This window comes from Marinobacter sp. M3C (genome assembly GCF_023311895.1).
In the GTDB taxonomy this organism is placed as follows: Bacteria; Pseudomonadota; Gammaproteobacteria; order Pseudomonadales; family Oleiphilaceae; genus Marinobacter.
Window position 1 is genome coordinate 1,929,339 of the sequence record NZ_CP092284.1, and the last position, 26,537, is coordinate 1,955,875.

The window sequence follows — 26,537 nt, forward strand, 5'->3', positions numbered from 1 at the left end:
CATAGGAATGATGACGTTAGTGTAGCGAAGTTACCGCGCAGCGGGGACACGATTGATAAACAGCACGCCAAAAAAAACCGGCCGCTGTTTCCAGCGGCCGGTTTTTTTCTACGCTGCCAGCGTTACTTCTTGCCGGCGCGCTTACGATCGTTTTCGGTCAGGTGCTTCTTGCGCAAACGGATCGACTTGGGCGTCACTTCCACCAGCTCGTCGTCGTCAATAAACTCCAGCGCCTGCTCCAAGGTATGCTTGATGGGCGGAACCAAAGGAATCACTTCGTCTTTGCCAGACGCGCGCATGTTATCCAGCTTCTTGCCCTTGGTCGGGTTGATCACCAGATCGTTGTCGCGGCTGTGAATACCACACAACTGGCCTTCGTAAATGGCCTGACCCGGGTCAAGGAAAAGCTTGCCACGGCTTTGCAGGGTTTCCAGCGAGTAAGTCAGCGCTGTACCTGTGGCCATGGAAACCAATACGCCGTTCTGGCGACTGGTGACATCACCGGCCTTGATCGGGCCGTAATGGCTGAAGGTCGAGGTCAGAATACCAGTACCCGATGTCATGGTCAGGAACGAGTTCCGGAAGCCAATCAAGCCACGGGCCGGAATGGTGTACTCCAGGCGCATGCGGCCTTTACCATCGGGAACCATGTTGGTGAGCTCGCCCCTGCGCAATCCAAACTGCTCCATCAACGGGCCCTGGTGCTGTTCTTCAATGTCGACGATGACATTTTCATAGGGCTCTTGCTTTACGCCATCCACTACCTTGATGACCACTTCCGGGCGGCCTACGGCCAGCTCGAAGTTTTCACGACGCATGTTTTCAATCAACACCGACAGGTGCAGCTCGCCACGGCCAGACACCTTGAACTTGTCCATGGTGTCGCCGTCTTCAACCCGCAGGGCTACGTTGTGCAGCAGCTCTTTTTCAAGGCGGTCTTTGATGTTACGGCTGGTCACGAACTTGCCTTCTCTACCGCAGAAGGGCGAATCGTTGACCTGGAACGTCATGGATACGGTGGGCTCGTCAACCGTCAGCGGCGGCAAAGCCTCTACATTATTGATGTCGCACAGAGTGTCGGAGATGTGAATCTGGTCCAAACCGCTGATACAAATAATATCGCCGGCCTGGGCTTCGTCTACTTCAACCCGATGCAGGCCGGAGTGGCCCATGATTTTCAAAATACGGCCCTGGCGCTTTTTACCGTCCGCGCCGATGGCAATCACCTGTGTGTTGGTTTTTATCTTGCCGCGGGCAATACGACCAATACCAATAACGCCCAGAAAGCTGCTGTAGTCCAGCTGCGAGATCTGCATCTGGAAGGGGCCTTCACGGTCAACATTAGGCGCTGGCACGTGGTCAACGATGGCCTGAAATACCGGGTCCATGTTGTCGACCAGATGCTCGTGCTCCAAGCCGGAAATACCGTTCAGCGCACTGGCGTAAACAATCGGGAAGTCCAGCTGCTCGTCGGTAGCGCCAAGGCTGTCGAACAGGTCAAATACCTGCTCTACAACCCAGTCCGGGCGGGCGCCCGGGCGGTCAATTTTGTTAACGATAACAATCGGGCGCAAACCCGCAGCAAAGGCTTTCTGGGTTACAAAGCGAGTTTGTGGCATAGGGCCGTCGATGGAATCAACCACCAGCAGCACACAATCCACCATGCTCATTACACGTTCCACTTCGCCGCCAAAATCGGCGTGCCCCGGGGTGTCTACGATGTTGATGTCGTAGCCGTTCCATTTCAGCGCGGTGTTTTTGGCCAGAATAGTAATGCCACGCTCTTTTTCCTGATCGTTGGAATCCATAACGCGCTCGCTTTCGAGCTCTTTACGGTCCAGGGTGCCAGAAAGGCGCAGCAGTTTGTCGACCAGCGTGGTTTTACCATGGTCAACGTGGGCAATAATGGCGATATTACGAAGCTTCTCAATCACAACTTTAGTCCTGCGGCATGCTTACAATGACCTGAGAGGGCGCAAAGGAGGCTGGGCCTCACCCGGGCCGTCTCAAATCTATAAAATGAACCCATTCGCTGGCACTGGGCGTGGCCAGTCTCTGGCACAAGGAAACCGCCAGAGCAATGAGGGTCGCGCATTATAGCGAAAAGTCCGTTTCGATAATATGCGCGTGAATGTTTATTTCTTAAACAATTTACGCACCAGTATCGGGCGAAAAACCGAAAGCCGCACAAATGTGGTGCACGGGTGACCGTTCACAGACCTTAGGCCGCGCTTACACCCTGCGCGCCAACCCGCCATTCTGTAGGGTTCAGCCCCATAGGCTTGACCAAATTAAAACTGGCAAGCTGTTTGCTTAGCATTGCACAAAGGCCGAAACATAGCCCGTGACGAGGCGGCTAACGGCGGCTCAAAAGGCAGGTAACTCACACAGGCATTTGCTAAGCTTCGCAAATCCTGAAACAAACATCCTGAAACAGATTGGCTTTCACCCCCCCAACGGAGCATGCAGATGTCCAAAACCATTGATTTGATCACCCAGCACGATGCGAAGTGGATCGACCTACGCTTTACCGATACTCATGGCAAAGAACACCACGTCACCATGCCGGCCACCGAAGCGTCTGAAGACTTTTTCATCGACGGCAAAATGTTCGATGGCTCTTCAATTGCTGGCTGGAAAGGCATTAACGAATCCGACATGATTCTGATGCCGGATGACAGCAGCGCAGTGGTTGATCCCTTCACCGAAGAATCCACCGTTAACATCAGCTGCGACATTGTGGAACCCACCACCATGCAAGGCTACGAGCGCGACCCTCGTTCAGTAGCACGCCGGACCGAGGAATACTTGAAGTCTACCGGCATTGCCGACAGCGCTTTGTTTGGCCCTGAGCCCGAATTCTTTGTGTTTGATTCGGTCAAATGGAAGACCGATATGCAGGGCTCCATGTACGAAATTCACTCCGAAGAGGCCGCATGGTCTTCAGGCGAGGATTTTGGTCGCAACAATACCGGCCACCGCCCGCGGGTAAAAGGCGGCTACTTCCCGGTGCCTCCGGTAGACAGCCTGCACGATCTGCGCGGCGCAATGTGCGGTGCTATGGCCTCTATGGGCCTGGTCATTGAAGTGCATCACCACGAAGTGGGCACCGCTGGTCAGTGCGAAATTGGCGTGGGCGCAGCTACCTTGACCCGAAAAGCCGATGAAGTGCAGATTCTGAAATACTGCGTGCACAACGTGGCTCATGCCTACGGCAAAACCGCGACCTTTATGCCCAAGCCCGTTGTGGGTGATAACGGTTCAGGCATGCACGTACACATGTCGTTGAGCAAAGATGGCAAGAACCTGTTTGCCGGCGACAGCTATGCGGGCCTGAGTGAGATGGCATTGTATTATGTTGGCGGCATCATCAAGCACGCCAAAGCGATTAATGCGTTCACCAATCCTGCCACCAACAGCTATAAGCGTTTGGTGCCGCATTATGAAGCTCCGGTGATGCTGGCCTATTCTGCTCGCAACCGCTCGGCTTCTATCCGGATTCCCTACGTGAACAGCCCGAAGGCCCGCCGTGTTGAAGTGCGTTTCCCAGACCCGGCTGCTAACCCTTACTTGGCATTTTCAGCGCTGATGATGGCTGGCCTGGACGGCATCCAGAATAAGATTCATCCTGGCGACGCCATGGACAAAGATCTTTACGATCTGCCAAAAGAAGAAGCGTTGAACATCCCAAAAGTGGCCGAGACCCTGCAAGAAGCACTGCAGTGCCTGGAAGCTGATCACGAGTTTTTGACCCGTGGCGGTGTGTTCACCGAAGACATGATTCGCGCTTATATTGATCTAAAGCGTGCTGACGTAGAGCGTATGAACATGACCACTCACCCGGTTGAATTCGAACTCTACTATTCTTGCTAAACAAGTGACGCATCGCCATTGCCCGGGCTAACCCAGAGCCTAGGCAATGGCTCATTGAAACCGGAGCGGCTGCCCATCAGCCTCTCCGGTTTTTTTATGTTTCCCATTTTTTATGTCTGTATGGCAATCGAGCGGCGTTGAAATAAAGCGCCCGGGCGCTGATAATCAAGCTCATATACAGTCCCGAGGAAAGCGTATGAAACCGGCTATTGTGATTGCTGCTGCGACCCTGTTGCTGATCAACGGAGTGGCGCAGGCCGAGGTGTATCGCCAGGTAGACGCCCAAGGCAATGTGACCTTTTCTGACCAGCCCTCTTCGGGTGCCGAAGCCATACAGGTAAGGCCGGCAACCACCATTACGCTGCCGAAAATGCAGGATTTGGAACAGCTTGAGCAACCGCAGCAGGAACAGCCGCCAAGCCCTCTTTATGAGCTGGTGAGGATTGTTTATCCGCGAAATAACGAGGCGTTCCACAGCGGCAATGGCGACGTAGAATTCAGCGTAATCAGCAGCCCGCAACTGCGCGACGGGCACAAGTACGAAGTAACCCTGGACGGCCAGCCCGTGGGCCAAAACACGTCAGGCGCCATTTTGGTGCAGCAAATTGCCCGTGGTACCCATCAAGCCGGAGTCAACATCGTCAACCGCAGTGGTGTTCAGGTTGGTTCGGGCACTGGCATTACCTTCACCATTCACCGCCCTTCCCGCCTAAACTGAGCGTTCCCTCGGGTGTAATTAACGCTGATGGCTCTTAGCCTGGCCCGGTTTTTGCTTTTAATTAGACCCAGGCCGTCTGCCAAAGCCAGACCCACTCAAATACAGCGAACCCGCTTGTTATGGCTAACGCTTCAAATCCGGTGACCGGTTACCCGCACATTGTTGACAGCCTGAGCACCGCGCTGTTGGTGATGGACCGCAATCTACTTATTCACTATATGAACCCGGCCGCCGAAAATCTGCTGGCAGTGAGCGCAACCCGCAGCCATGGAATGGCCTTCAGCTCCATTGTGCTGGTTGCCGGCGATACCGAACGTCGGCTGAAAGCAGCAGCCGACCACGGGCGGTCTTTCAGCCAGCATGAAGCCGAGTACATGTTGTTGAACGGTGCGCGCATGATCGTGGATTACACAGTAACGCCGATTAACTCAGAGGGTGATTTGCTGCTGGAAATCTGGCGCCGCGACCAGCTGCTGCGCATTAATCGTGAAGAAGACATTCTGTCGCAGCAGGAAACCAATCGGGTGCTGGTACGCGGCATGGCGCACGAAATCAAAAATCCCCTGGGCGGTATACGCGGCGCGGCGCAACTGCTGGACCGCGAGTTGCAGAGCGCCGAACTGCGCGAATACACCCAGGTGATCATCGACGAAGCCGATAGGCTGCGTAGCCTGGTTGACCGTATGCTGGGGCCCAACAAAGCACCCAGGCTTATCCGTACCAATATCCACGAGGTTCTGGAACGGGTGCGTGCGCTGTTAGAAGCCGAAAGCCACGGCAAACTGACGTTCAAGCGGGATTACGACCCCAGCCTGCCGGAGTTCTGCGCTGACCGCGAACAGCTGATTCAGGCATTTTTGAACATTGCCCGCAACGCGATGGAAGCTTGCCTAGAGAGCCCTGACGGCCCTGGCAACTCTGATAGTCTTAACAGCCCTCAAAGCAATGGCAACTCTTCGAGCAACACCAGCGAACCGGCCACTATAACCTTCCGCACCCGTGCCCTGCGCCAGTTCACCATAGGCCCGGTTCGTCACCGTTTGGTATGCAGGGTAGACGTTATCGACAACGGCCCGGGCATCAGCCCACAACTGCAACAGAATATTTTTTACCCGATGATCAGCGGGCGCGCCAGCGGTAATGGCTTGGGGCTGGCCATTACCCAGAGCATTATTGGCCGCCACCATGGACTGGTGGAATGCAACAGCGAACCCGGACACACCAACTTTGTTATTTATCTGCCCCTCGAGGAGTGCACATGAGTACGTCTACAGTGGCCTGGATTATTGATGACGATCGCAGCATCCGCTGGGTACTGGACCGAGCGCTGACCCAGGCCGGACTGCGCACCCGCAGCTTCGACAACGGTGACAACATCATGCGCCAGCTCGAGCACGAGCAGCCGGACGTCATCATCAGCGACATTCGCATGCCGGGCATAGACGGCCTGAGCCTGTTGGCGCGCATTACCGAGAGCCACCCCGGCCTGCCGGTGATTATCATGACCGCCCATTCTGACCTGGAAAGCGCAGTGAGCAGCTACCAGACAGGCGCGTTTGATTACCTGCCAAAACCGTTTGATCTGGACGACGCCGTGGCTCTGGTTCGGCGCGCCGCCGGCCACAGCCGCGAACGTCGCGCAAAAACCGACAGCGTTCATGAAAAGGCCGCTGACGGCGCCGAAATTATTGGCGAAGCACCGGCCATGCAAGAGGTGTTTCGCGCCATAGGCCGACTGTCGCACTCTAACATTACCGTGCTGATTAACGGCGAAAGCGGCACAGGCAAAGAGCTGGTGGCACAGGCCCTGCACAACCACAGCCCCCGCACCGGACAGCCGTTTATCGCGCTGAATATGGCCGCGATTCCAAAAGACCTGGTGGAGTCAGAACTGTTCGGCCACGAGAAAGGCGCGTTCACCGGCGCTGCATCTACGCGCCAGGGGCGCTTCGAACAAGCCGACGGCGGCACCCTGTTTCTGGACGAAATTGGTGACATGCCCGCAGACAGCCAGACCCGCCTGCTGCGAGTATTGGCAGACGGTGAATTCTACCGAGTGGGTGGCACCACATCGGTCAAGGTGGATGTGCGCATTATTGCCGCCACTCATCAAAACCTGGAAACCCTGGTACAGGCCGGCAGCTTTCGGGAAGACCTGTTCCACCGCCTGAACGTGATACGCATACACTTGCCGCGGCTGACCGAGCGCCGCGAAGACATACCGCAACTGCTGAGCTATTTTCTCAAACGTGCGGCAAAAGAGCTGAATGTGGACGCCAAGCTGCTGCGCCCAGACGCCGAGGCTTACTTGTCTACCCTGCCCTGGCCCGGCAATGTGCGCCAGCTGGAAAACACCTGCCGTTGGTTAACGGTAATGGCCAGCGGCCGCGAAGTTCACGTGGACGACCTGCCGCCAGAGCTGCGCCAACAAGCTGCCAGCAGCGCCACCGGTAAAACCTGGCAGGAAGCCCTTGGCCTTTGGGCGGAACAGGAGTTCAAGCGCGGCCGCAGTGATCTGTTGACCGGCGCGCTGCCGGAGTTTGAAAAAATCATGATCAACGCAGCCCTGCACCACACCGCAGGCCGCCGCCGTGACGCCTCCTTATTACTGGGCTGGGGCCGCAACACTCTAACCCGCAAAATCAATGAACTAGAGCTGAATTCGGCGGATTCACCGGACTAAAAAAACCCCAATGACTGTGCTTGGGGACAGATTTTAACTCTGTCCCCGGTCTTGCTCTCTGCCTCGCTCAACTCGCAAACAGCCCCTCAACTACCGCAAGCCGCCTGCTCTCCTCGGCACTCAGCTTGCCGGTAGCGGATACAACCCGGCGTATCACGCTCAGCGCCTTGCTTGCGAACTGGGGTTCAACGGACAGCATCGCCGGAATAGCATCGAGCGCCGCCTGTTGATCGAGCTTCAAAGCAAAAAACTCCTCGCGCACGGTTTGTTTTAAATGGATTGGCCGGTAAGGTTTGCTGTATTCAGCACGCATCTCATGCAGGGCGTTAAAGGATCGCCCATCGATTCCATCCCCACCCATTGCAATATATAAAAGGCTGCGCAATGTGGCTTCGTGCACTCCGCCTTTGCCAATGCGCGCGGAGTTTTCGGCCAGGCGCTGTTCAATACGGACGATGCCTTCCGGGCTCTGCCCCGGTTGTGGGCGAGGCGCGCCGTCTGCGGTTCTCAGGCCTGCCATCGCCTGGGTGACAGGGGAACCGTAGAACGCCATAAAACAGCTTTCAATGGCGCCATCACGAAAGTCGCGAAAGCCGTCCAGCGCCGCAACCACGGAACGGGAATAGTTTTCCTGCTGCTTGAGCAGCCAGTTATCGTCAGAGACCGGCTTGCGCGCCTTTTTCACCCGCCCGGCCAGGCTGGCAAGCGGTGCCATTAGCGGATTACGTTCAGAAAACAGATAGTAAGGGAGCTCGGCCGGCGTTAATCTATGCAACCACTCCGTCACATCTGCATTGGCTTGAGCGGTCACCGCAGCGACTGCTTTGACCTGGGCGCGCACCAAGGGTTGCAGCAGTGTGCGGTAGAGCCCAAGATTTATATCCGAAATCCGCTTGACCGTTGCGAAACGTCGCTCATCATCAAGGTTTGGCTGAACAACCGCCGCCACGTCTGCCAGAGAGCGCGGTTCGAAGCGTACTAGCCAATCGCCCTCAACCCATTGCGGGTTGACCGTGTCGTCAGTTTTTGGCGTCATAACCGCTTCATAGAGCCCGGGAGGCAGAATGTCGATCAAGTCGATATTCGAGGAAAACTCCTGATGCTGTTTACGGGCAACGCTGCCGGAAACAAAGATGCCAAGGTGACCAACGCTTTCGTGAATCGCGTAAACGATAGTCTGGTCCGCAGCAAAAATCTCTTCATCCGAGCTGTATAAGTCGCAAATCCAACCCAGCGCCTGGGGTGGCGGGGTGATGTTGTCGCCTTCAGAGCAGAAGCACAGAATCGGCGAACGGATATTGCGCAGGTCAATCCGGGTGCCATCGCCACTGACCAGCTTTGCGGTTGCCATCCGGTTACCGATAAACAGCTCATCAACAATCCACTGCATTTCCTCAGCGGATAAATCAGCATGGCCGCCCCACCATTTTTCGAATTCGAGGAACCTTGGCGCCTCGGTGTCGATATTGTTCCAGAGGTAATAATACTTGTTCCAAAGACTGTTGGCAGGATCAAGATTATCAAAACCACTGACCAGATGGCCGCCATCGAATTTCCCCCCGCCAATGTCACTGATGAGTGCGGTCAGCCAACTGCCGCCCACCATTCCGCCGGAGTAGCGGGACGGGTTTTGCCCTTTCAAGCCAGCCCAGAACGACAGCGGCGTTCCGGCGATAATAATCGGCCCAAACAACTCTGGCTGCACAGCCGCCAGCATCATCACCGCCCAGCCCGCCTGGCAGTTACCAATAATGCAGGGTTTACCCTCTGCTTCGGCGTGACGGGCAATAACCGTCTCCAGAAAATGCCCATGGGCGCGCATAACGTCGTCGATGGTCTGGTGCGGTAGCGGGTCTGGCGTGAAGCCTACGAAATAACAGGTATGGCCGGCCTGCATGGCTACACCCAGCTCGCTATCAGCTTTGAATCCGCCGATACCGGGCCCCTGGCCTGCGCGGGGATCAAACACCACGAACGGCCGCTTGAACGGATCAATCACCACTCCAGCAGGAGGCTCAATGCGGGCAAGCCAGAAATTGACGGGGCGTTCGAAGTTTCGCGCATCCAGAATTATTTCAAGATCAAACCCCAGCACGTGCGGTATCGTCATCGCTTTGTGTCGGTAATAGTCTTGACTGCGTTGGCGCAACACATCGCAAAACAAAACACTGCGCTGTAACGCATCAAGTGTGTATTCAGTGATGGCACGCCCGCCGGAAATGACTGCAGACCGAGGATTTGCACTCATTTATTCGCTCCTAAATCCGCTTAACAGGGCACTAAAAGCTTCAGCAAGTAACGCTGATTCTTTTTGTAGCCCAGGCAGCCCGTCTTGGACTGCAAAAACCCCGCATTTAGCGGGGCTGACACATTAAAATATTCTAGACGTTACATCTTGGATCAGCTATCCACTAAAACGGAATATCATCATCAAAATCATCCACCGGATCCGGCATAGTGTTTTTCTGCGGCGATGACGGCGCGTTGGCCGGTTGCTGATTGTAATTGTCGTTCTGGTAGCCCTGATTATAGCCGCCATCGTCTTGCGCAGACTGATTGGCATTCTGCGGACGCGCAGGCGCCTGCTGAGGGCGACTTTGCGGTTGGCCCTGGCCTTGTTGACCCTGCCCTTGCCCCTGACTCATACCACCGCCGTCGCTATTGCGGCTGTCCAGCATCTGCATCTGGCCGCTGATATCCACCACCACTTCGGTGGTGTAAACGTCTTGGCCGTCCTTGTTCTGCCATTTTCGGGTTTGCAGCTTGCCTTCAACATAAATCTTCGAGCCTTTGCGCAGATACTGGCCCGCTACTTCCGCCACTTTGCCGAACATGACAATTTTATGCCATTCGGTTTTTGGCACCATTTGACCGGTTTGACGATCTTTATAGCTTTCGTCGGTGGCTATACTGAGATTAACCACGGCGTTGCCGTTGGGGGTATAACGGGTATCCGGGTCTTGTCCCAGGTTGCCGATAAGAATGACTTTGTTTATACCTCGTGCCATGTTCTGCTCCTAGATAAAGTGTCGCGGCGGCCCGCATTCCTTGCGCACCGCCAAAATTTTAAGGATTGTTAGTCTGCTGCACAAATCCGGTGTCGGCAAGCAAAGCCTCATCAAAAAACTGGCGATCTATTTTTAAATAGGCAGTCGCTGCCTCTTCCATTATAACCACGTCTTGTACGCCTGGCAGGGCCCGCAAAAAACTGTCTACATCGCTAAAGCTTCGCACTACATCTGGCTCTAACTTTACCACAAAGCCACTGGTGTACCCTGGAGCTGGCATGGTCAGTGCCACCAGCAGCCACACGACCAGTACAGACACCATCAAACCCAGCACGCCGGTTACGCCGATCTGTTGCAGCAGGTAGCCGCCCAACGCCCCGCCCAGAAAGGCGCCCATAAACTGGGAGGTAGAATACACCCCCATCGCCGTGCCTTTGCTAGCTGCCGGCGCCTCTTTACTAAGCAGAGACGGCAAGCTGGCTTCCAGCAAATTGAACGCCATGAAAAAGAAAAACAGCATAAACCAGCCAGCTAGCAGGCTTTCACCCACACCCGACAGGGCCGCGCAAGACAACGCCAGCAAGGCCACTGCACCGCACAACACTGGCTTCATTTTTCGCTTTTTTTCGCCAATAATGATGAACGGCACCATCGCAACAAACGATGTGAGCATCACACTCAGGTAAAACCACCAGTGTGAGCTGCTAGGCAAACCCAGGCGATCTTGCAGCAATGAGGGAAAAACCAGAAACAGCGCGGTAAGCACCAGGTGCAGGGCAAAAATACCAAAGTCCAGCCGCAGCAGGCGTTGGTCTTTCAACACCCGACCCACCATGGCTCGGGCCGGCTGCTGCTCTGCACTGACTTTTCGTTGGTGAGGCGTAGGCACCAGGCGCCACACAACCAAGAGCGCAACCAATGCTAGTGCGGCAGTCAGGTAAAAAATGCCAGACAGGCCCCATCGCGCACCCAGGAGCGGCCCAAGCACCAAAGACACGGAAAACGAAATACCGATAGAGATACCCACCGTGGCCATGGCCTTGGTGCGCTCTTCTTCGCGGGTCAGGTCACTGAGCAAAGCCATCAATACGCTGGCAATGGCGCCGGCACCTTGAAGAATCCGTCCCAGAATCACAACGTATATGGAGTCGGCTGAGCCAGCGAGCAGGCTGCCCGCCGCAAATAGAATCAAGCCAAGGTAGATCATCCGTTTGCGCCCGATCCGGTCAGACAACAAACCGAACGGAATTTGCAGCAGCGCCTGGCTTAGCCCATAAGCACCAATGGCCAGGCCCAGCAGCGCGGGCGTTGCGCCTTCAAGCTCGCCGCCCAACAGCACAAACACCGGCATAACCATGAACAGCCCAAGCATACGAATGGCGTACACCGACGCCAAAGCGGAAACCGAGCGTTTTTCAAGGGCGTTCATGGAACAGTTCCTCAGACGTTAGCAGAGACTAAAATCAAGCGCCGTAGTGTACCAGAACCGCCACGGCCGGCGCGAAGCCGTATTACACAGCTGCAGCGTTCACAAGGCGGCGGCAGAACGCGGTATACTCATCACTTTTTCCTCGCGAGGTTATATGGACCAGATCCAGATCAAGGGTGCCCGCACCCACAATTTGAAGAACATCGACCTGGATATACCCCGGGACAAACTGATTGTGATTACCGGTTTGTCAGGTTCTGGCAAGTCGTCACTGGCGTTCGACACTCTTTATGCCGAAGGCCAGCGGCGTTATGTCGAATCGCTGTCGACCTATGCCCGCCAGTTTCTGTCGATGATGGAAAAGCCCGACGTGGACCATATTGAAGGCCTGTCGCCGGCCATTTCCATCGAGCAAAAGTCCACGTCTCATAATCCGCGCTCTACCGTCGGTACAATTACCGAGATATACGATTACCTGCGCCTGTTGTTCGCCCGCGCCGGCGAACCCCGTTGCCCCGACCACGGCCAGCCGCTGGAAGCGCAAACCGTGAGCCAAATGGTGGATCAGGTTTTAGCGATGGAAGAAGATTCGCGCCTGATGATTCTGGCTCCGGTGATTCGCGACCGGAAAGGCGAGCATCTGCAAGTAGTTGAAACCATGCGTAGCCAAGGTTTTATCCGCCTGAGGATAGATGGCAATGTTTACGACATTGACGACGTTCCGGCTCTGGACAAAAAACGTAAACACCATATTGATGTAGTGGTTGACCGCTTCAAGGTCAAACCGGGCCTGGAACAACGCCTGGCCGAGAGTTTTGAAACCGCTCTGGCCCTGGCAGACGGCATAGCGCTAGTAGCCGCCATGGACGGCAGCGGGGAAGACACCACGCTGTCTGCGCGCTATGCCTGTAACCAGTGTGGTTATGCCATCAGCGAGCTAGAGCCGCGGCTGTTCTCGTTCAACAACCCGGCGGGTGCCTGCCCTACCTGCGACGGGCTTGGCGTAAAGCAATTTTTCGACTCCGACAAAATTATCCAGCATCCAGAAGCCAATCTTGCCTCCGGCGCCATTAAGGGCTGGGACCGCCGCGCGGTATATTATTTCCAGCTTCTTAGCAGCGTGGCCGAACACTATAATATTGATCTGGACACTCCCTGGTGCGACCTGCCCGAACCGGTGCAACAGGTGATGCTGCATGGTTCCGGTGGCGAGGACATAAGCTTCCGCTACGTAAACAGCCGCGGCCACATCATGGAACGGCTGCATTCGTTCGAGGGCATATTACCCAACCTGGAACGGCGTTACCGCGAAACCGATTCCCAAAGTGTACGGGAAGAACTGGCCCGCAACCTTAGCACCCAGCCGTGTAGAGACTGCGGTGGCACACGCTTACGCCGTTCAGCCCGCAACGTGTTTATTGACAATCGAAACCTGCCAGCCATTGCCCACCTGCCGGTTGGTGAGGCGCACCGATACGTTAGCCAACTGACGCTACCGGGCGCCCGAGGCGAAATTGCCGAAAAAATTCTGAAAGAAGTCCGCCAACGCCTGCAATTTTTGGTCAACGTGGGGTTGGAATACCTGTCCCTTGAGCGCAGCGCCGATACACTCTCCGGCGGCGAAGCCCAGCGTATACGCCTGGCGAGCCAAATTGGCGCCGGCCTGGTGGGCGTTATGTACATACTGGACGAACCGTCTATTGGCCTGCACCAGCGCGACAACGACCGCTTGCTGGAAACTCTTTACCACCTGCGCGATTTAGGCAACACAGTGATTGTGGTAGAGCATGACGAAGACGCCATACTGGCGGCAGACCACGTTATCGATATAGGCCCGGGCGCTGGCGTACACGGTGGCCAAATAATCGCCCAAGGCAAACCGGCAGACATACTCGCAAACCCCGATTCACTGACGGGCCAATATCTTAACGGCACCAAGTGCATCGCCATACCCGAAAAACGTAATCCCGGGTCCGGCGAGTACCTAAGACTGACCGGCGCCAGCGGCAACAACCTAACCAACGTTGACCTGGCGATACCCCTGGGCGTAATGACCTGTATTACCGGCGTGTCCGGTTCCGGCAAATCCACTTTGATTAACGGCACCCTGTACCCGATAGCGGCCACGGCGTTGAACAAAGCCACAACCCTAAGCCACGGCCCTTACACCAGCATTGAAGGGTTAGACCTGCTCGACAAAGTCATCGACATCGACCAGAGCCCGATCGGCCGTACACCAAGATCCAACCCGGCCACCTACACAGGGCTGTTCACCCCCATCCGCGAACTGTTTTCCGGCACCCAGGAAGCACGCTCAAGAGGTTACAAGCCCGGCCGCTTTTCCTTCAACGTCAAGGGTGGACGCTGCGAAGCCTGCCAGGGCGACGGCGTCATAAAAGTAGAAATGCACTTCCTGCCTGACATCTACGTGCCCTGCGACGTCTGCAAAAGCAAACGCTACAACCGCGAAACTCTGGAAGTGCGCTACAAGGGCAAAAACATCCATGAAGTGCTGTCCATGACAGTAGAAGAAGGCCGCGAATTTTTCGACGCCGTGCCCTTCCTGGCTAGAAAACTTCAGACCTTAGTGGACGTGGGCTTATCGTACATCCGCCTTGGCCAAAGTGCTGTCACGCTGTCCGGCGGTGAAGCCCAACGGGTGAAACTCGCCAAAGAGTTGTCCAAGCGCGACACCGGCCAAACCCTGTATATCCTGGACGAACCCACCACCGGCCTGCACTTCTACGACATCCAGCAGCTGTTAACCGTATTGCAGCGCCTACGCGATCACGGCAACACCATTGTGGTCATAGAGCACAATCTGGACGTAATAAAAACCGCAGACTGGATTGTAGACCTGGGCCCCGAAGGCGGGTCCGGCGGCGGTTTGATTATTGCCGAGGGAACGCCAGAACAAGTAGCAGAAAACAAAGCCAGTCACACTGGCCGCTACCTGAAGCCCCTGCTGGAAAAGCAAAAAGCAGCCCAAAAATCTTAGATAGCAGATAGGGACAGATTTGAAATCTGTCCCTTGAGGTGAAACCAGATCGGGGACGGATTTGAAATCCGTCCCCATTACTTCAAGCTTTCCCGCAGACGAAAAAAAACCGGCTACCCAAAGGTATCCGGCTTTCTTCAGACAAATAAAGAGCTATAAAACCCTACTACCCGTCAACTTCTTCAGCTTCGATGTCCAACGGACGACCGATCAGCTCGACATATGCCATAGGGGCATTGTCGCCTGCGCGGAAACCGCACTTCAGAATACGAAGATATCCACCCGGACGCTCGTTGTAACGGGGGCCCAGCTGAGTAAACAACTTGGCAACCGCTGCATCGTCACGCAGGCGCGCAAACGCCAGACGACGATTCGCGACCGAATCGATTTTAGCCAGAGTAATCAAAGGTTCCGCTACCCGACGAAGCTCTTTGGCCTTCGGCAACGTTGTTTTGATCAACTCGTGCTCAACCAGTGACGCAGACATGTTACGAAACATGGCCTTGCGATGCGCACTGGTCCTGTTGAACTTACGACCACTCTTACGATGACGCATTGCTCTGATTCCTTAGCTTAACTAATCGGCGATTAACCGCCCAGAACCCGGTCATCACCACGAAGGCTTGCCGGCGGCCAGTTATCAAGACGCATTCCCAGAGACAAACCACGGGACGCTAATACGTCCTTGATCTCTGTCAGCGACTTTTTACCCAGGTTAGGCGTCTTCAACAGCTCAACTTCTGTGCGCTGAATCAAATCGCCGATGTAGTAAATGTTCTCAGCCTTCAAGCAGTTGGCGGAACGTACTGTCAGCTCCAGATCATCAACCGGGCGCAGCAGAATCGGATCAATTTCTTCCTCTTCCTCAACACGCTCCGGTTCTTTTTCATGATCAAAATCAACAAACACGGCCAATTGCTGCTGGAGAATAGTAGCGGCCCGGCGAATAGCTTCTTCCGGATCGATAGTACCGTTTGTCTCCAGATCAATAACCAGCTTGTCGAGGTCGGTACGCTGCTCTACCCGTGCACTTTCCACGGAGTAGGCAACGCGGCGAACCGGACTGAAAGTAGCATCCAGCTGCAAGCGTCCGATGGCACGAGTTTCGTCCTCATCCAGACCGCGCTGATCAGCGGGCTCATAGCCACGACCGCGAGCAATGCTCAGACGCATATTAACTTCACCATTTTCACTCAGGTGACAGATAACGTGTTCCGGATTGGCGATCTCGACATCATGATCCAGCTTAATATCTCCGGCTGTAACAACACCCGGACCCTTCTTGCTGAGCATAAGCTCTGCATCGTCACGGCCGTGCATTTTTACAGCAACGCCCTTAAGATTCAAAAGAATCTCTATAACGTCTTCCTGGACACCTTCAATGGCGCTGTACTCGTGCAACACACCGTCAATCTGCGCTTCAGTTACAGCGCAGCCCGGCATTGAGGACAAGAGAATACGGCGTAACGCACTGCCCAGAGTGTGCCCGAACCCTCTTTCAAGAGGCTCCAGGGTGACCTTGGCACGCGTGGAACCGGATTCCTTCACGTCAATGGTACGAGGTGTCAATAACTCATGTACTGAACGCTGCATAGACGCCCCTATCTGCTATCGTTGCTAACTGGGCTTTACTTAGAGTAAAGCTCGACGATGAGGTTCTCGTTGATGTCGGCCGGCAATTCAGTCCGTGTTGGCACTGAACTGTAAACGCCGGACATCTTAGTGGCGTCAACATCTACCCAGCTCACCGCTGCGCGACCGGAGGCCAAGTCCAGAGCGCCTTTAACGCGCAACTGGTTTTTGGCTTTTTCACGCACGCTCACAACATCACCTGGCTTAACCTGGTAGGAAGGAATATTCACAACCTTGTCATTGACCAGAATTGCCTTGTGAGAAACGAGCTGGCGGCACTCCGCGCGGGTTGAACCAAAACCCATGCGGTAAGCAACGTTATCAAGACGCGCTTCCAAAAGTTGCAGCAGGTTTTCACCCGTTGCGCCTCTCAGACGAGCTGCCTCTTTATAATAGTTGCGGAACTGCTTTTCCAGTACGCCGTAGATACGACGAACTTTCTGTTTTTCCCGCAGCTGGACGCCGTATTCCGACAAACGACTGCGACGCGCACCGTGCATACCCGGGGGGGTTTCAAGGTTACACTTAGTGTCGAGAGCGCGAACACCGCTTTTCAGAAAAAGATCTGTCCCTTCACGACGAGACAGTTTGCACTTCGGGCCTATGTAACGAGCCATAATTACTGTCTCCTGTGTTAGACGCGGCGCTTTTTAGGCGGGCGACATCCGTTATGGGGAATCGGCGTCACATCTGTGATGTTGTTGATCTTGTAGCCGCACGAGTTAAGCGCACGAACTGCAGATTCACGACCAGGGCCGGGGCCCTTGACTTCAACATCCAGGTTTTTAAGGCCGTATTCAGCAGCCGCATTACCGGCTCTTTCAGCTGCTACCTGCGCAGCAAAAGGTGTACTCTTACGTGAACCGCGGAAACCAGAACCACCAGCAGTGGCCCAGGACAATACGTTGCCCTGGCGGTCCGAAATGGTCACGATAGTGTTATTGAAGGAAGCGTGAATGTGCGCGACGCCATCAACAACCGTTTTTTTCACCTTTTTACGGGTACGTGTACCTGGCTTTGCCATGTTTGCCTACCTGTTACTTACGAATAGGTTTGCGCGGACCTTTACGGGTGCGAGCGTTGGTCTTTGTGCGCTGGCCGCGGACTGGAAGCCCGTGACGGTGACGCAGACCACGATGACATCCGAGATCCTTCAAACGCTTGATGTTCATCTGTACTTCACGACGCAGATCGCCTTCGACGGTGCCTTTAGTCACATCGGTACGAAGTGACTCCAGCTGTTCGTCAGTCAAGTCTTTGACTTTGACGTCCGGCTTAACGCCGGTTGCATCGCAAAGCTTTTGAGCTGTTGTTTTGCCCACACCAAAAATATAGGTGAGCGATACAACAACATGTTTGTGATCGGGTATATTGACACCGGCTATACGTGCCATCCAAATTACTCCGCGTTCAAAGCTATGCTGTGTGAATTGTCCGCCACTAAAAGGGCGCGAAATAATAACGCCTGACCCGGTATCGAGTCAAGCGCCATCATTGTACGCCTTTTACAAGCAAGGGGTTTCCCGAAGGAATCAGCCCTGACGTTGCTTGTGGCGAGGCTCCGAGCAAATGACCCTTACGGCGCCATTGCGACGAATTACTTTGCAGTTACGGCAAATTTTCTTTACCGAAGCGCGTACTTTCATTGTCGACTCCAGTTTTCAAGGGGAACAGGTTTACCCGTTCCGACCATAGCCCTTGAGATTGGACTTCTTCATCAGCGATTCATACTGGTGAGACATCAGGTGCGATTGAACCTGAGCCATGAAATCCATCACGACGACTACAACAATCAGCAGAGACGTACCGCCCAAATAGAAGGGTACGTTCCCGGCTACCATCAGAAACTGAGGGAACAGGGAAACTGCTGCAATATACATTGCTCCAAACAATGTCAAACGGGTAAGGACGCCATCAATATACTTGGCTGTTTGCTCACCCGGACGAATGCCCGGAATAAAAGCGCCTGAGCGCTTGAGGTTATCCGCGACTTCCCGTGGATTGTACATCAGAGCCGTATAGAAGAAGCAGAAAAATACCACTGCTGCCGCGAACAGAATAATATACAAAGGCTGACTGGGCGCAAGTGCTTGTGAAATATCGCTCAGCCACTCCATGCCTTCACCCTGGCCAAACCACTGCCCCAGCGATGCCGGGAACAACAGAATGGAAGATGCAAAGATGGGCGGAATAACACCGGCCATATTCACTTTCAAGGGCAAATGACTGGATTGCTGGGCAAATACCCGGCCACCCTGCTGTCGCTTGGCGTAGTTAATGGTCAATCGGCGCTGACCGCGCTCCATGAACACCACAAAACCGATGACGGCAATTGCCAGCACACCGATACCAAGTACCAACAACAAGCTCATTTCACCGTTACGGGCCTGCTCCAGAGTCTGACCGATCGCGCCGGGTAACCCGGCGACAATACCGGCGAAAATCAACAGTGAAATGCCGTTACCGACACCCCGCTCGGTGATCTGCTCGCCCAGCCACATCATGAAGACTGCACCACTAACAAACGATACAACCGCCACAAAGTGGAAGCTGAGAGTGTCATTGAAGGTAACGCCCTGCGACGCCAAACCGACAGAAATACCAGCACCCTGAAGCAGGGCCAGGATTACGGTACCGTACCGCGTATATTGGCTGATCTTACGACGACCTGCCTCGCCTTCTTTTTTCAACTGCTCCAGCGTCGGACTGACCGCTGTCATGAGCTGCATGATAATAGAAGCCGAAATATACGGCATGATACCCAGCGCGAAGATACTCATGCGCTCAAGTGCACCACCGGAAAACATGTTGAACATGCTCAGGATTGTGCCCTGATTCTGCTCAAACAGTGCCGCCAAGCGGTCGGGGTTTATACCAGGCACCGGAATGTGGGCACCGACTCGGTACACCAGCAATGCCAGGAAAACGAACCAGAGCCGCGAACGCAGCTCTGCTAGTCCTTTACCCGCGCCCGCAGGCAATGATGCTGTCTTGGCCATTTAGTCCTCGACTCGCGTTAGTCTTCTACTTTGCCGCCCGCGGCGATAATCGCCTCGCGTGCGCCTTTGGTCACCCGCAAACCCTGCACGGTCATTGCGCGGTCAATTTCACCGGACAACATGACCTTTGCTTCGCGAATTTCGTCGCGAATAATGTCTGCTTTTTTTAGAGCGTCGAGGTCGACAACATCGCCTTCTACCTTCGCCAGTTCATTCAGGCGAATTTCAGCAACGTAACGCTGCTGACGGGACGTGAAGCCGAACTTCGGCAAACGCCGTGCCAACGGCTGCTGACCGCCCTCAAAACCGGGGGCAACGCTGCCGCCGGAGCGGGCTTTCAGACCCTTGTGGCCGCGGCCGCAAGTTTTGCCGAAACCACAACCGATTCCACGACCAACGCGCCTTGCGTTGGGGCGTGAACCGGGTTCTGGAGCTAGTTCGTTAAGACGCATCTTAGTTCTCCTCAACCCGAACCAGGTAGTCTACCCGGTTAGCCATACCGCGAATGGAAGGAGTATCTTCCAAAACAACGGACTGGCCAATTTTACGAAGACCCAAGCCCTTCACACAAAGCTTGTGCTTAGGCTGGCAGCCGATTGGGCTGCGGATCAGTGTAACTGTGATCGTTTTTGCGTTCGCCATGACTTCAACCCATAATGTCTTCGACGGATTTACCGCGCTTGGCTGCAATATCTTCTGGCGCTTGCATTGCCTGAAGACCCTTGATGGTGGAACGTACCACGTTCACCGGGTTGGTAGAGCCATAGCACTTGGACAGTACGTTATGGACACCAGCCACTTCCAACACAGCGCGCATGGCGCCACCGGCAATAATGCCGGTACCATCGGACGCAGGCATCATAAACACCCGTGAACCACCGTGCTGTGCCCGAACCGGATACTGCAGGGTAGTACCGTCCAGCGGCACGTCGACCATATTTCTGCGCGCAGCTTCCATGGCTTTCTGTATAGCAACCGGCACTTCACGCGCCTTGCCACGACCAAAACCAACACGACCTTTACCATCACCCACTACAGTCAATGCGGTAAAAGCAAACACACGCCCGCCTTTTACTACCTTGGCAACGCGGTTTACCTGAACCAGCTTTTCCTGGAGCTCAGGCGCCTTCTGTTCGTTAACGCTCATCTTCTCCACCTCTTAGAATTGCAAGCCAGCTTCGCGGGCTGCGTCGGCCAGAGCCTGCACACGGCCGTGATAACGGTAACCGGAGCGGTCAAAAGCAACCTGCTCAACACCCGCCGCCTTAGCGCGTTCAGCAATCAGCTGACCGACTTTTTTGGCGGCATCCACGTTACCGGTCGCACCCTGGCGCAGTTCCTTATCCAACGTGGAGGCAGTGGCTAGCACTTGGCTGCCATCTGCTGTCGTAACCTGAGCATACATATGACGCGGTGTGCGGTGAACGCACAGACGGTTTGTACCCAGCTCACGAATTTTCATGCGCACTTTACGTGCGCGACGCAATCTTTCGTTATTCGCGCTCATAGTCCCGCCCTATTTCTTCTTGGCTTCTTTGCGTCTTACCTGCTCATCCGCATAACGTACACCTTTACCTTTATAAGGCTCGGGTGGACGGAAAGCGCGGATTTCAGCGGCGACGTGGCCAACCTGTTGCTTGTCGATACCGCGAATAATCACTTCCGTGTTTGACGGAGTTTCAACGGTAATCCCCTCGGGCAGCTCGTACGCAACGGGGTGAGAAAACCCCAGTGTTAGATTGAGCTTCGTACCTTGCGCCTGAGCCCGGTAACCTACACCGATCAGCTGGAGCTTACGCTCGAAGCCTGTGGTCACGCCGGTCACCATATTACTGACCAAAGCGCGGGTTGTACCAGCAAGAGCGCGGGACTGTTTAGCACCATCACGGGCAGCAAAGCGTAGAAGATTTTCTTCCTGCTTTACTTCAACCGCTTGGTGAATTAAAAACTGAAGCGCTCCTTTGGAGCCCTTTACGTTGATTTCCTGACCGTTCAGCTTCACTTCAACACCGGAAGGCAGCACGACAGGATTATTGGCAACCCTGGACATGTGATTCTCCTAGAATACGGTGCAGATGACTTCGCCACCCACGCCGGCAGCACGTGCGGCGCGGTCTGTCATTACGCCCTGGGACGTAGAGACAATCGCGACTCCCAAACCACCGGATACTTTCGGTAGCTTCGCAGCGCCTTTATACTGGCGCAAACTCGGACGGCTTACACGGTCGATAGATTCAATAACCGGCTTGCCACCAAAGTACTTCAGAGTAATCGTCAGCTCAGGCTTGGTGTCAGCCGAAACAACAAAATCTGCAACGTAACCTTCGTCCATCAGGACTTGTGCCACGGAGATTTTCATCTTCGAAGACGGCATCTTAACGTCTGCTTTCGATGCCATCTGGGCATTACGGATACGTGTAAACATATCCGCAAGCGTGTCTTGCATGCTCATTGGTATGAGGCTCCTGATCTTTTTAGTTGTGCAGCGGCGCGCCGCACCGCTTACCAACAGGCTCCTGACCGCAGCCAGGAAGCCTATCTTACCAGCTTGCTTTGGTCAGACCCGGAACGTCACCGCGCATGCCGTACTCGCGGAGTTTAATCCGTGAAAGTTCGAACTTACGCAAGACGCCGTGTGGACGACCCGTTATCTGGCAACGATTACGAAGACGCGAAGGAGATGCATCGCGAGGAAGCTGTTGCAGCTTCATCTGTGCATTCCAGCGGTCATCATCGCTGGTATTGGGGTTCTTGATAGTTGCCTTGATCTCAGCACGCTTCGCTGCATATTTCGCAACGGTCAGCTCGCGCTTGAGCTCACGGTTTTTCATGGAAACCTTTGCCATTACTCTCGTTCCTTATTTCTTGAACGGAAAGCCAAACGCTTTCAACAGTTCACGACCTTCATCGTCAGTACCGGCAGAGGTGGTAATGGTAATATCCAGACCACGAATCTTATCAACCCTGTCGTATTCAATCTCAGGGAAGATGATCTGCTCACGCACACCCATGCTGTAGTTACCACGGCCGTCGAACGACTTTGGGTTCAGACCGCGGAAGTCACGAATGCGGGGAACCGCAATGTGCACCAGACGATCAAAGAATTCCCACATACGCTCGCCACGCAGAGTAACCTTGCAACCAATTGGCCAACCTTCACGGACTTTAAAACCCGCAACCGATTTGCGTGCCTTGGTCACAACCACTTTCTGACCCGCCAGGCGTTCAAGATCAGCGACTGCGTTATCAATCAGCTTTTTGTCACCGATCGCTTCACCAACACCCATGTTCAGGGTGATTTTCTGAATACGCGGCACCTGCATGATGTTCTTGTAACCGAACACCTGCTGCAGGGCGGGTATCACTTCCTTACTGTACTGCTCTTTCATGTTCAGCATCGTAACCACCACCGCTTACTGGTTATCGACAGCTTCTTGCGTCGCTTTGAAGATCCGCTGTTTTGCGCCGTCTTCCTTAATCTGGAAGCCGACACGATCGGCTTTGCCGGTCTGCGGATTAAAAATAGCCACGTTAGAAGCCTGGATAGGCGCTTCTTTTTCGACGATGCCACCAGGGGTGCTCAGCGCCGGGTTTGGTTTGGTGTGCTTCTTCATCATGTTGATGCCAGAAACAATTACCTTACCATCGTCCTGAACTTTCAGGACTTTACCACGTTTGCCTTTGTCTTTCCCCGTAGTGACGATTACTTCGTCATCTCGTTTGATCTTTTTCATGTCCGGCCTCTGGTCCTTTAAAGTACTTCGGGTGCCAGTGAGATAATCTTCATGAACTTCTCATTTCGCAATTCACGGGTAACCGGTCCGAAGATACGGGTACCAATGGGTGCGTCCTGGGCGTTCAGAAGTACGGCCGCGTTGCCATCAAAACGGATCAGAGATCCATCTGGACGACGCACACCTTTACGGGTGCGCACTACGACAGCCTTCAGTACCTGGCCTTTTTTCACTTTACCGCGGGGAATGGCTTCCTTAACGGTTACCTTGATAATGTCCCCGATTGCAGCATAACGCCTGTGTGAACCGCCCAGGACCTTGATGCACATCACCTGACGCGCACCGCTGTTATCCGCGACTTCAAGCATTGTTTGAGTCTGAATCATGGTTGTTCTCCGGGCGATTTACACCTTGGATGCATGTTCAGTGACTTCCACTAAGGCCCAGCTTTTGGTCTTGGAGACCGGGCGGGTTTCCTTAATGATCACACTGTCACCAATATTGCACTGGTTGCTCTCATCATGAGCATGGATCTTGGTTGAACGCTTCATGTACTTACCGTACAGAGGGTGCTTTACCTGACGCTCGACCAACACCACGATGGACTTCTCCATCTTGTTGCTCACGACCTTGCCGCTCAGAGTTCTGGCAGTTTGGGTAGTTTCGGTCATGTCACTGTCCTGCCTTTTCGTTCAATACTGTTTTCACGCGAGCAATATCACGCTTCACCCCAGGGAGAAGATGAGACTGATTCAGCTGACCTGTTGCCTTACGCATGCGCAGATTAAACTGCTCTTTCAGGAGACCGATCAGATCTTTGTTCAGCTCCTCGGCTGACTTTGCACGCAGCTCTGTTGCTTTCATCACATCACCGTCCTCGTTACGAAGGTGGTCTGTACCGGCAGCTTCGCAGCCGCCAGAGTGAAAGCTTCGCGTGCGATTTCTTCAGTCACACCTTCCATCTCATAGAGCATACGGCCCGGCTGAACTTCAGCCACCCAGTACTCGACAGAACCTTTACCTTTACCCATACGAACTTCCAGCGGCTTGCCAGTAATCGGCTTGTCCGGGAAGACGCGAATCCAAATCTTACCGCCCCGCTTGATTTTACGGGTCATGGTACGACGTGCGGCTTCAATCTGGCGAGCAGTTATACGCCCGCGAGTAACCGCCTTCAATCCGTATTCACCGAAGCTCACCTTGTTAGCGCGGTGAGCAAGGCCGGTGTTACGGCCTTTCATTACCTTGCGAAATTTGGTGCGTTTTGGTTGCAGCATAAGAGTGCCCCTTTACTTAGAACCTTTCTTCCCAGAGGCTTTCTTGTCAGCACGGACTTGTTCCATACCACCAAGAATCTCACCTTTGAAGATCCATACCTTGACGCCGATTACGCCGTAAGTGGTATGCGCTTCGTAGGTCCCGTAATCAATATCTGCACGTAATGTGTGCAGCGGAACACGACCTTCGCGATACCACTCGGAACGGGCAATTTCAGCTCCCCCGAGACGACCGCCAACCTGAATCTTGATGCCCTTGGCGCCTTGGCGCATGGCGTTCTGTACCGCGCGCTTCATAGCACGACGGAACATCACACGACGCTCCAACTGACCGGCAACGTTTTGCGCTACCAAACGGGCATCCAGGTCCGGCTTGCGGACTTCTTCGATGTTGATGTGCACAGGCACACCCATCATGTCGCTAACTTCACGACGAAGACGGTCAACATCTTCACCCTTCTTCCCGATAACAATACCCGGGCGGGCGGTATGGATCGTGATGCGGGCGTTCTGAGCAGGGCGCTCGATCACAATCTTGCTGACAGACGCCTTTACCAGACGCTTGTCGAGGAATTCACGAACCTGAATGTCGTTCAACAGGTTTTTCGCGTAGTCCTTTTTATCGGCATACCATACTGAGTTGTGCTCTTTGATCACACCCAGGCGAAAGCCGATCGGATTTACTTTATGACCCATCTGAGCATCTCCTACTTGTCGGCGACCTTGACGGTGATATGACAGGTGCGCTTCATGATTCTGTCAGCGCGCCCCTTGGCTCGAGCTTTAATTCGCTTGAGCGTTGGGCCCTCATCCACCATAACAGTGGAGACCCGCAAATCATCTACGTCCAGACCTTCGTTATGCTCAGCGTTAGCAATTGCGGACTCAAGAGCTTTCTTGATAATCCCAGCTGCTTTCTTAGGGCTGAAAGTCAAAATATTCAGAGCGTCCTCAACAGCCTTGCCGCGAACCTGATCGGCAACAAGACGAGCTTTCTGAGCTGAGAGGCGAGCGCCCTTATACTTGGCTGCTACTTCCATTTCATTTCCCCTCACAATCAGCGTTTAGCTTTCTTGTCGGCCGAATGGCCACGATAAGTGCGCGTTGCTGCGAACTCACCTAGTTTATGACCGACCATATCTTCGGTAACATAAACCGGCACGTGTTGCTTGCCGTTGTGGACTGCGATGGTCAAGCCTACGAACTCTGGGAAAATCGTGGAACGGCGCGACCAGGTCTTAATTGGTCGCTTGTCGTTCACTTCCAGAGCTGCCTCGACCTTCTTCAACAGATGCAGGTCTATGAAGGGACCTTTCTTTAAAGAACGTGGCACAGCATTTACCTCTATTTAGTCGTTTACTTGGCTGAACGACGACGTACTATCATCTTATCAGTACGCTTGTTCTTACGAGTCTTATGCCCTTTGGTCGGAACACCCCATGGAGTAACTGGGTGACGCCCGCCAGAGGTACGCCCTTCACCACCACCGTGTGGGTGGTCAACTGGGTTCATAGCCACACCACGTACCGTTGGACGCTTTCCGCGCCAACGTGATGCACCCGCTTTACCAAGCCGCTTGAGACTGTGTTCACTGTTGGACACTTCACCCAACGTAGCACGGCAATCAACAAGCACCTTTCGCATTTCACCTGAGCGCAGGCGGATAGTCGCGTAAGCGCCTTCCCGAGCAACCAGCTGTATTGATGCGCCCGCAGAGCGAGCCAACTGTGCACCTTTACCAGGCTTGAGCTCAACGCAATGGATCACAGAACCAACCGGGATATTCCGCAGCGGCAATGTACTTCCCACCTTGATAGGCGCGTCGATTCCTGAGCGCACAGGTTCACCGATCTGCATACCCTTGGGAGCGATAATATAACGGCGCTCGCCATCGGCGTACTTGATCAGCGCGATGTGCGCCGAGCGGTTAGGATCGTATTCAATGCGCTCGATTGTCGCAGGAATACCATCTTTAATCCGCTTGAAGTCTATTATGCGGTAGTGCTGTTTATGGCCACCACCAATGTGACGGGTAGTGATACGGCCATTATTATTACGGCCACCCGATTTGCTTTGCGATTCGACCAACGGTTCGTAAGGGCGCCCTTTGTGTAAATCCGGGTTGTACAGCTTTACAACGTGACGGCGTCCGGGAGATGTTGGCTTGGTTTTGACGATCGGCATAT

General features: G+C 54.3%; 33 protein-coding genes. 5 read left to right on the top strand and 28 right to left on the bottom strand.

The annotated features are described in order from the left end of the window. Positions 1–122 precede the first annotated feature (122 nt). Positions 123–1,934 (bottom strand): translational GTPase TypA, encoded by a 1,812-nt coding sequence (gene typA / locus MIH18_RS08885; protein ID WP_249007602.1) that lies wholly within the window; start codon positions 1,932–1,934, stop codon positions 123–125. A gap of 535 nt (positions 1,935–2,469) precedes the next feature. Between typA and glnA the strand changes: the two genes are divergently transcribed. From glnA to ntrC, 4 genes are all read left to right on the top strand, one after another. Continuing rightward, positions 2,470–3,873, top strand: coding sequence for a glutamate--ammonia ligase (glnA, locus tag MIH18_RS08890; RefSeq protein WP_249007601.1), 1,404 nt, complete (start codon positions 2,470–2,472; stop codon positions 3,871–3,873). A 196-nt stretch (positions 3,874–4,069) separates the two neighbouring features. Then, complete coding sequence (locus tag MIH18_RS08895) at positions 4,070–4,591, top strand: DUF4124 domain-containing protein (protein WP_249014354.1); 522 nt, start codon at positions 4,070–4,072, stop codon at positions 4,589–4,591. A gap of 119 nt (positions 4,592–4,710) precedes the next feature. Beyond that, entirely contained in the window at positions 4,711–5,853 is a 1,143-nt protein-coding gene (gene glnL, locus MIH18_RS08900) for a nitrogen regulation protein NR(II) (RefSeq protein ID WP_249007599.1), read from the top strand. Continuing rightward, positions 5,850–7,274: a nitrogen regulation protein NR(I) gene (ntrC, locus tag MIH18_RS08905; RefSeq protein ID WP_249014355.1), complete on the top strand. Its 1,425-nt coding sequence runs from the start codon at positions 5,850–5,852 to the stop codon at positions 7,272–7,274. The genes glnL and ntrC overlap by 4 nt, the downstream gene beginning before the upstream one ends. Before the next feature lie 67 nt (positions 7,275–7,341). Here ntrC and MIH18_RS08910 read toward each other — a convergent pair whose 3' ends face one another. The 3 genes from MIH18_RS08910 to MIH18_RS08920 all read right to left on the bottom strand — a co-directional run bounded on the left by MIH18_RS08910 (position 7,342) and on the right by MIH18_RS08920 (position 11,711). Further along, complete coding sequence (locus MIH18_RS08910) at positions 7,342–9,522, bottom strand: DUF3141 domain-containing protein (RefSeq protein WP_249014356.1); 2,181 nt, start codon at positions 9,520–9,522, stop codon at positions 7,342–7,344. Between the two features lie 163 nt (positions 9,523–9,685). Continuing rightward, positions 9,686–10,282: a single-stranded DNA-binding protein gene (ssb, locus tag MIH18_RS08915; protein WP_249014357.1), complete on the bottom strand. Its 597-nt coding sequence runs from the start codon at positions 10,280–10,282 to the stop codon at positions 9,686–9,688. A gap of 58 nt (positions 10,283–10,340) precedes the next feature. Continuing rightward, positions 10,341–11,711 carry an MFS transporter gene (locus MIH18_RS08920; protein ID WP_249014358.1) on the bottom strand — a complete coding sequence of 457 codons (1,371 nt, stop codon included), beginning with the start codon at positions 11,709–11,711 and terminating at the stop codon, positions 10,341–10,343. Between the two features lie 154 nt (positions 11,712–11,865). On the opposite strand from MIH18_RS08920, the gene uvrA reads away from it, so the two are divergent. Then, entirely contained in the window at positions 11,866–14,709 is a 2,844-nt protein-coding gene (gene uvrA / locus MIH18_RS08925; RefSeq protein ID WP_249014610.1) for an excinuclease ABC subunit UvrA, read from the top strand. Positions 14,710–14,875: 166 nt separating this feature from the next. On the opposite strand, the gene rplQ is transcribed toward uvrA, so the two are convergent. From rplQ to rplB, 24 genes are all read right to left on the bottom strand, one after another. Next, complete coding sequence (gene rplQ / locus MIH18_RS08930; protein WP_249007591.1) at positions 14,876–15,265, bottom strand: 50S ribosomal protein L17; 390 nt, start codon at positions 15,263–15,265, stop codon at positions 14,876–14,878. A 32-nt stretch (positions 15,266–15,297) separates the two neighbouring features. After that, positions 15,298–16,302 (bottom strand): DNA-directed RNA polymerase subunit alpha, encoded by a 1,005-nt coding sequence (gene rpoA / locus MIH18_RS08935; protein ID WP_249007590.1) that lies wholly within the window; start codon positions 16,300–16,302, stop codon positions 15,298–15,300. A gap of 35 nt (positions 16,303–16,337) precedes the next feature. Then, positions 16,338–16,958, bottom strand: a complete 621-nt coding sequence (gene rpsD, locus MIH18_RS08940; protein WP_249007589.1) for a 30S ribosomal protein S4 — start codon at positions 16,956–16,958, stop codon at positions 16,338–16,340. A gap of 17 nt (positions 16,959–16,975) precedes the next feature. Continuing rightward, complete coding sequence (gene rpsK / locus MIH18_RS08945; protein ID WP_007350479.1) at positions 16,976–17,365, bottom strand: 30S ribosomal protein S11; 390 nt, start codon at positions 17,363–17,365, stop codon at positions 16,976–16,978. Positions 17,366–17,378: 13 nt separating this feature from the next. Next, complete coding sequence (gene rpsM / locus MIH18_RS08950; protein ID WP_018403738.1) at positions 17,379–17,735, bottom strand: 30S ribosomal protein S13; 357 nt, start codon at positions 17,733–17,735, stop codon at positions 17,379–17,381. Between the two features lie 138 nt (positions 17,736–17,873). After that, positions 17,874–17,987, bottom strand: coding sequence for a 50S ribosomal protein L36 (rpmJ, locus tag MIH18_RS08955; protein WP_007350481.1), 114 nt, complete (start codon positions 17,985–17,987; stop codon positions 17,874–17,876). 30 nt (positions 17,988–18,017) lie between these two features. Further along, positions 18,018–19,340 (bottom strand): preprotein translocase subunit SecY, encoded by a 1,323-nt coding sequence (secY, locus tag MIH18_RS08960; RefSeq protein ID WP_249007588.1) that lies wholly within the window; start codon positions 19,338–19,340, stop codon positions 18,018–18,020. Between the two features lie 17 nt (positions 19,341–19,357). After that, positions 19,358–19,792, bottom strand: coding sequence for a 50S ribosomal protein L15 (rplO, locus tag MIH18_RS08965; RefSeq protein WP_249007587.1), 435 nt, complete (start codon positions 19,790–19,792; stop codon positions 19,358–19,360). 1 nt (position 19,793) lies between these two features. After that, the gene (gene rpmD / locus MIH18_RS08970; protein WP_007350484.1) at positions 19,794–19,982 is read right to left on the bottom strand and encodes a 50S ribosomal protein L30; all 189 of its coding nucleotides are present in this window, start codon (positions 19,980–19,982) and stop codon (positions 19,794–19,796) included. Between the two features lie 4 nt (positions 19,983–19,986). Continuing rightward, the gene (rpsE, locus tag MIH18_RS08975; RefSeq protein ID WP_249014359.1) at positions 19,987–20,487 is read right to left on the bottom strand and encodes a 30S ribosomal protein S5; all 501 of its coding nucleotides are present in this window, start codon (positions 20,485–20,487) and stop codon (positions 19,987–19,989) included. 12 nt (positions 20,488–20,499) lie between these two features. Further along, complete coding sequence (rplR, locus tag MIH18_RS08980) at positions 20,500–20,847, bottom strand: 50S ribosomal protein L18 (RefSeq protein WP_007350486.1); 348 nt, start codon at positions 20,845–20,847, stop codon at positions 20,500–20,502. A gap of 9 nt (positions 20,848–20,856) precedes the next feature. Further along, on the bottom strand, positions 20,857–21,390 hold the full coding sequence (gene rplF, locus MIH18_RS08985) for a 50S ribosomal protein L6 (RefSeq protein ID WP_249007585.1): 534 nt from the start codon (positions 21,388–21,390) through the stop codon (positions 20,857–20,859). 9 nt (positions 21,391–21,399) lie between these two features. Continuing rightward, a complete protein-coding gene (rpsH, locus tag MIH18_RS08990; RefSeq protein ID WP_249007584.1) occupies positions 21,400–21,792 on the bottom strand; it encodes a 30S ribosomal protein S8 in 393 nt (130 codons plus the stop codon). 88 nt (positions 21,793–21,880) lie between these two features. Next, the gene (rpsN, locus tag MIH18_RS08995; RefSeq protein WP_014869929.1) at positions 21,881–22,186 is read right to left on the bottom strand and encodes a 30S ribosomal protein S14; all 306 of its coding nucleotides are present in this window, start codon (positions 22,184–22,186) and stop codon (positions 21,881–21,883) included. A 12-nt stretch (positions 22,187–22,198) separates the two neighbouring features. Continuing rightward, positions 22,199–22,729: a 50S ribosomal protein L5 gene (gene rplE / locus MIH18_RS09000; RefSeq protein WP_249008935.1), complete on the bottom strand. Its 531-nt coding sequence runs from the start codon at positions 22,727–22,729 to the stop codon at positions 22,199–22,201. A gap of 24 nt (positions 22,730–22,753) precedes the next feature. Beyond that, complete coding sequence (rplX, locus tag MIH18_RS09005) at positions 22,754–23,074, bottom strand: 50S ribosomal protein L24 (protein WP_249007583.1); 321 nt, start codon at positions 23,072–23,074, stop codon at positions 22,754–22,756. A gap of 17 nt (positions 23,075–23,091) precedes the next feature. Beyond that, a complete protein-coding gene (gene rplN / locus MIH18_RS09010) occupies positions 23,092–23,460 on the bottom strand; it encodes a 50S ribosomal protein L14 (protein WP_007350492.1) in 369 nt (122 codons plus the stop codon). 18 nt (positions 23,461–23,478) lie between these two features. After that, on the bottom strand, positions 23,479–23,745 hold the full coding sequence (gene rpsQ / locus MIH18_RS09015; protein ID WP_249007582.1) for a 30S ribosomal protein S17: 267 nt from the start codon (positions 23,743–23,745) through the stop codon (positions 23,479–23,481). 1 nt (position 23,746) lies between these two features. Then, a complete protein-coding gene (gene rpmC, locus MIH18_RS09020) occupies positions 23,747–23,938 on the bottom strand; it encodes a 50S ribosomal protein L29 (RefSeq protein WP_249007581.1) in 192 nt (63 codons plus the stop codon). Then, positions 23,938–24,351: a 50S ribosomal protein L16 gene (gene rplP, locus MIH18_RS09025; RefSeq protein WP_014869925.1), complete on the bottom strand. Its 414-nt coding sequence runs from the start codon at positions 24,349–24,351 to the stop codon at positions 23,938–23,940. Before rplP ends, rpmC begins: the two co-directional genes overlap by 1 nt. Before the next feature lie 12 nt (positions 24,352–24,363). Then, on the bottom strand, positions 24,364–25,047 hold the full coding sequence (gene rpsC / locus MIH18_RS09030) for a 30S ribosomal protein S3 (RefSeq protein WP_007350496.1): 684 nt from the start codon (positions 25,045–25,047) through the stop codon (positions 24,364–24,366). A gap of 11 nt (positions 25,048–25,058) precedes the next feature. Beyond that, positions 25,059–25,391 (bottom strand): 50S ribosomal protein L22, encoded by a 333-nt coding sequence (gene rplV, locus MIH18_RS09035; protein WP_014869923.1) that lies wholly within the window; start codon positions 25,389–25,391, stop codon positions 25,059–25,061. Positions 25,392–25,408: 17 nt separating this feature from the next. Next, a complete protein-coding gene (rpsS, locus tag MIH18_RS09040; protein ID WP_007350498.1) occupies positions 25,409–25,684 on the bottom strand; it encodes a 30S ribosomal protein S19 in 276 nt (91 codons plus the stop codon). A gap of 23 nt (positions 25,685–25,707) precedes the next feature. Then, positions 25,708–26,535, bottom strand: a complete 828-nt coding sequence (gene rplB / locus MIH18_RS09045) for a 50S ribosomal protein L2 (protein ID WP_249007580.1) — start codon at positions 26,533–26,535, stop codon at positions 25,708–25,710. Positions 26,536–26,537: the final 2 nt, after the last annotated feature.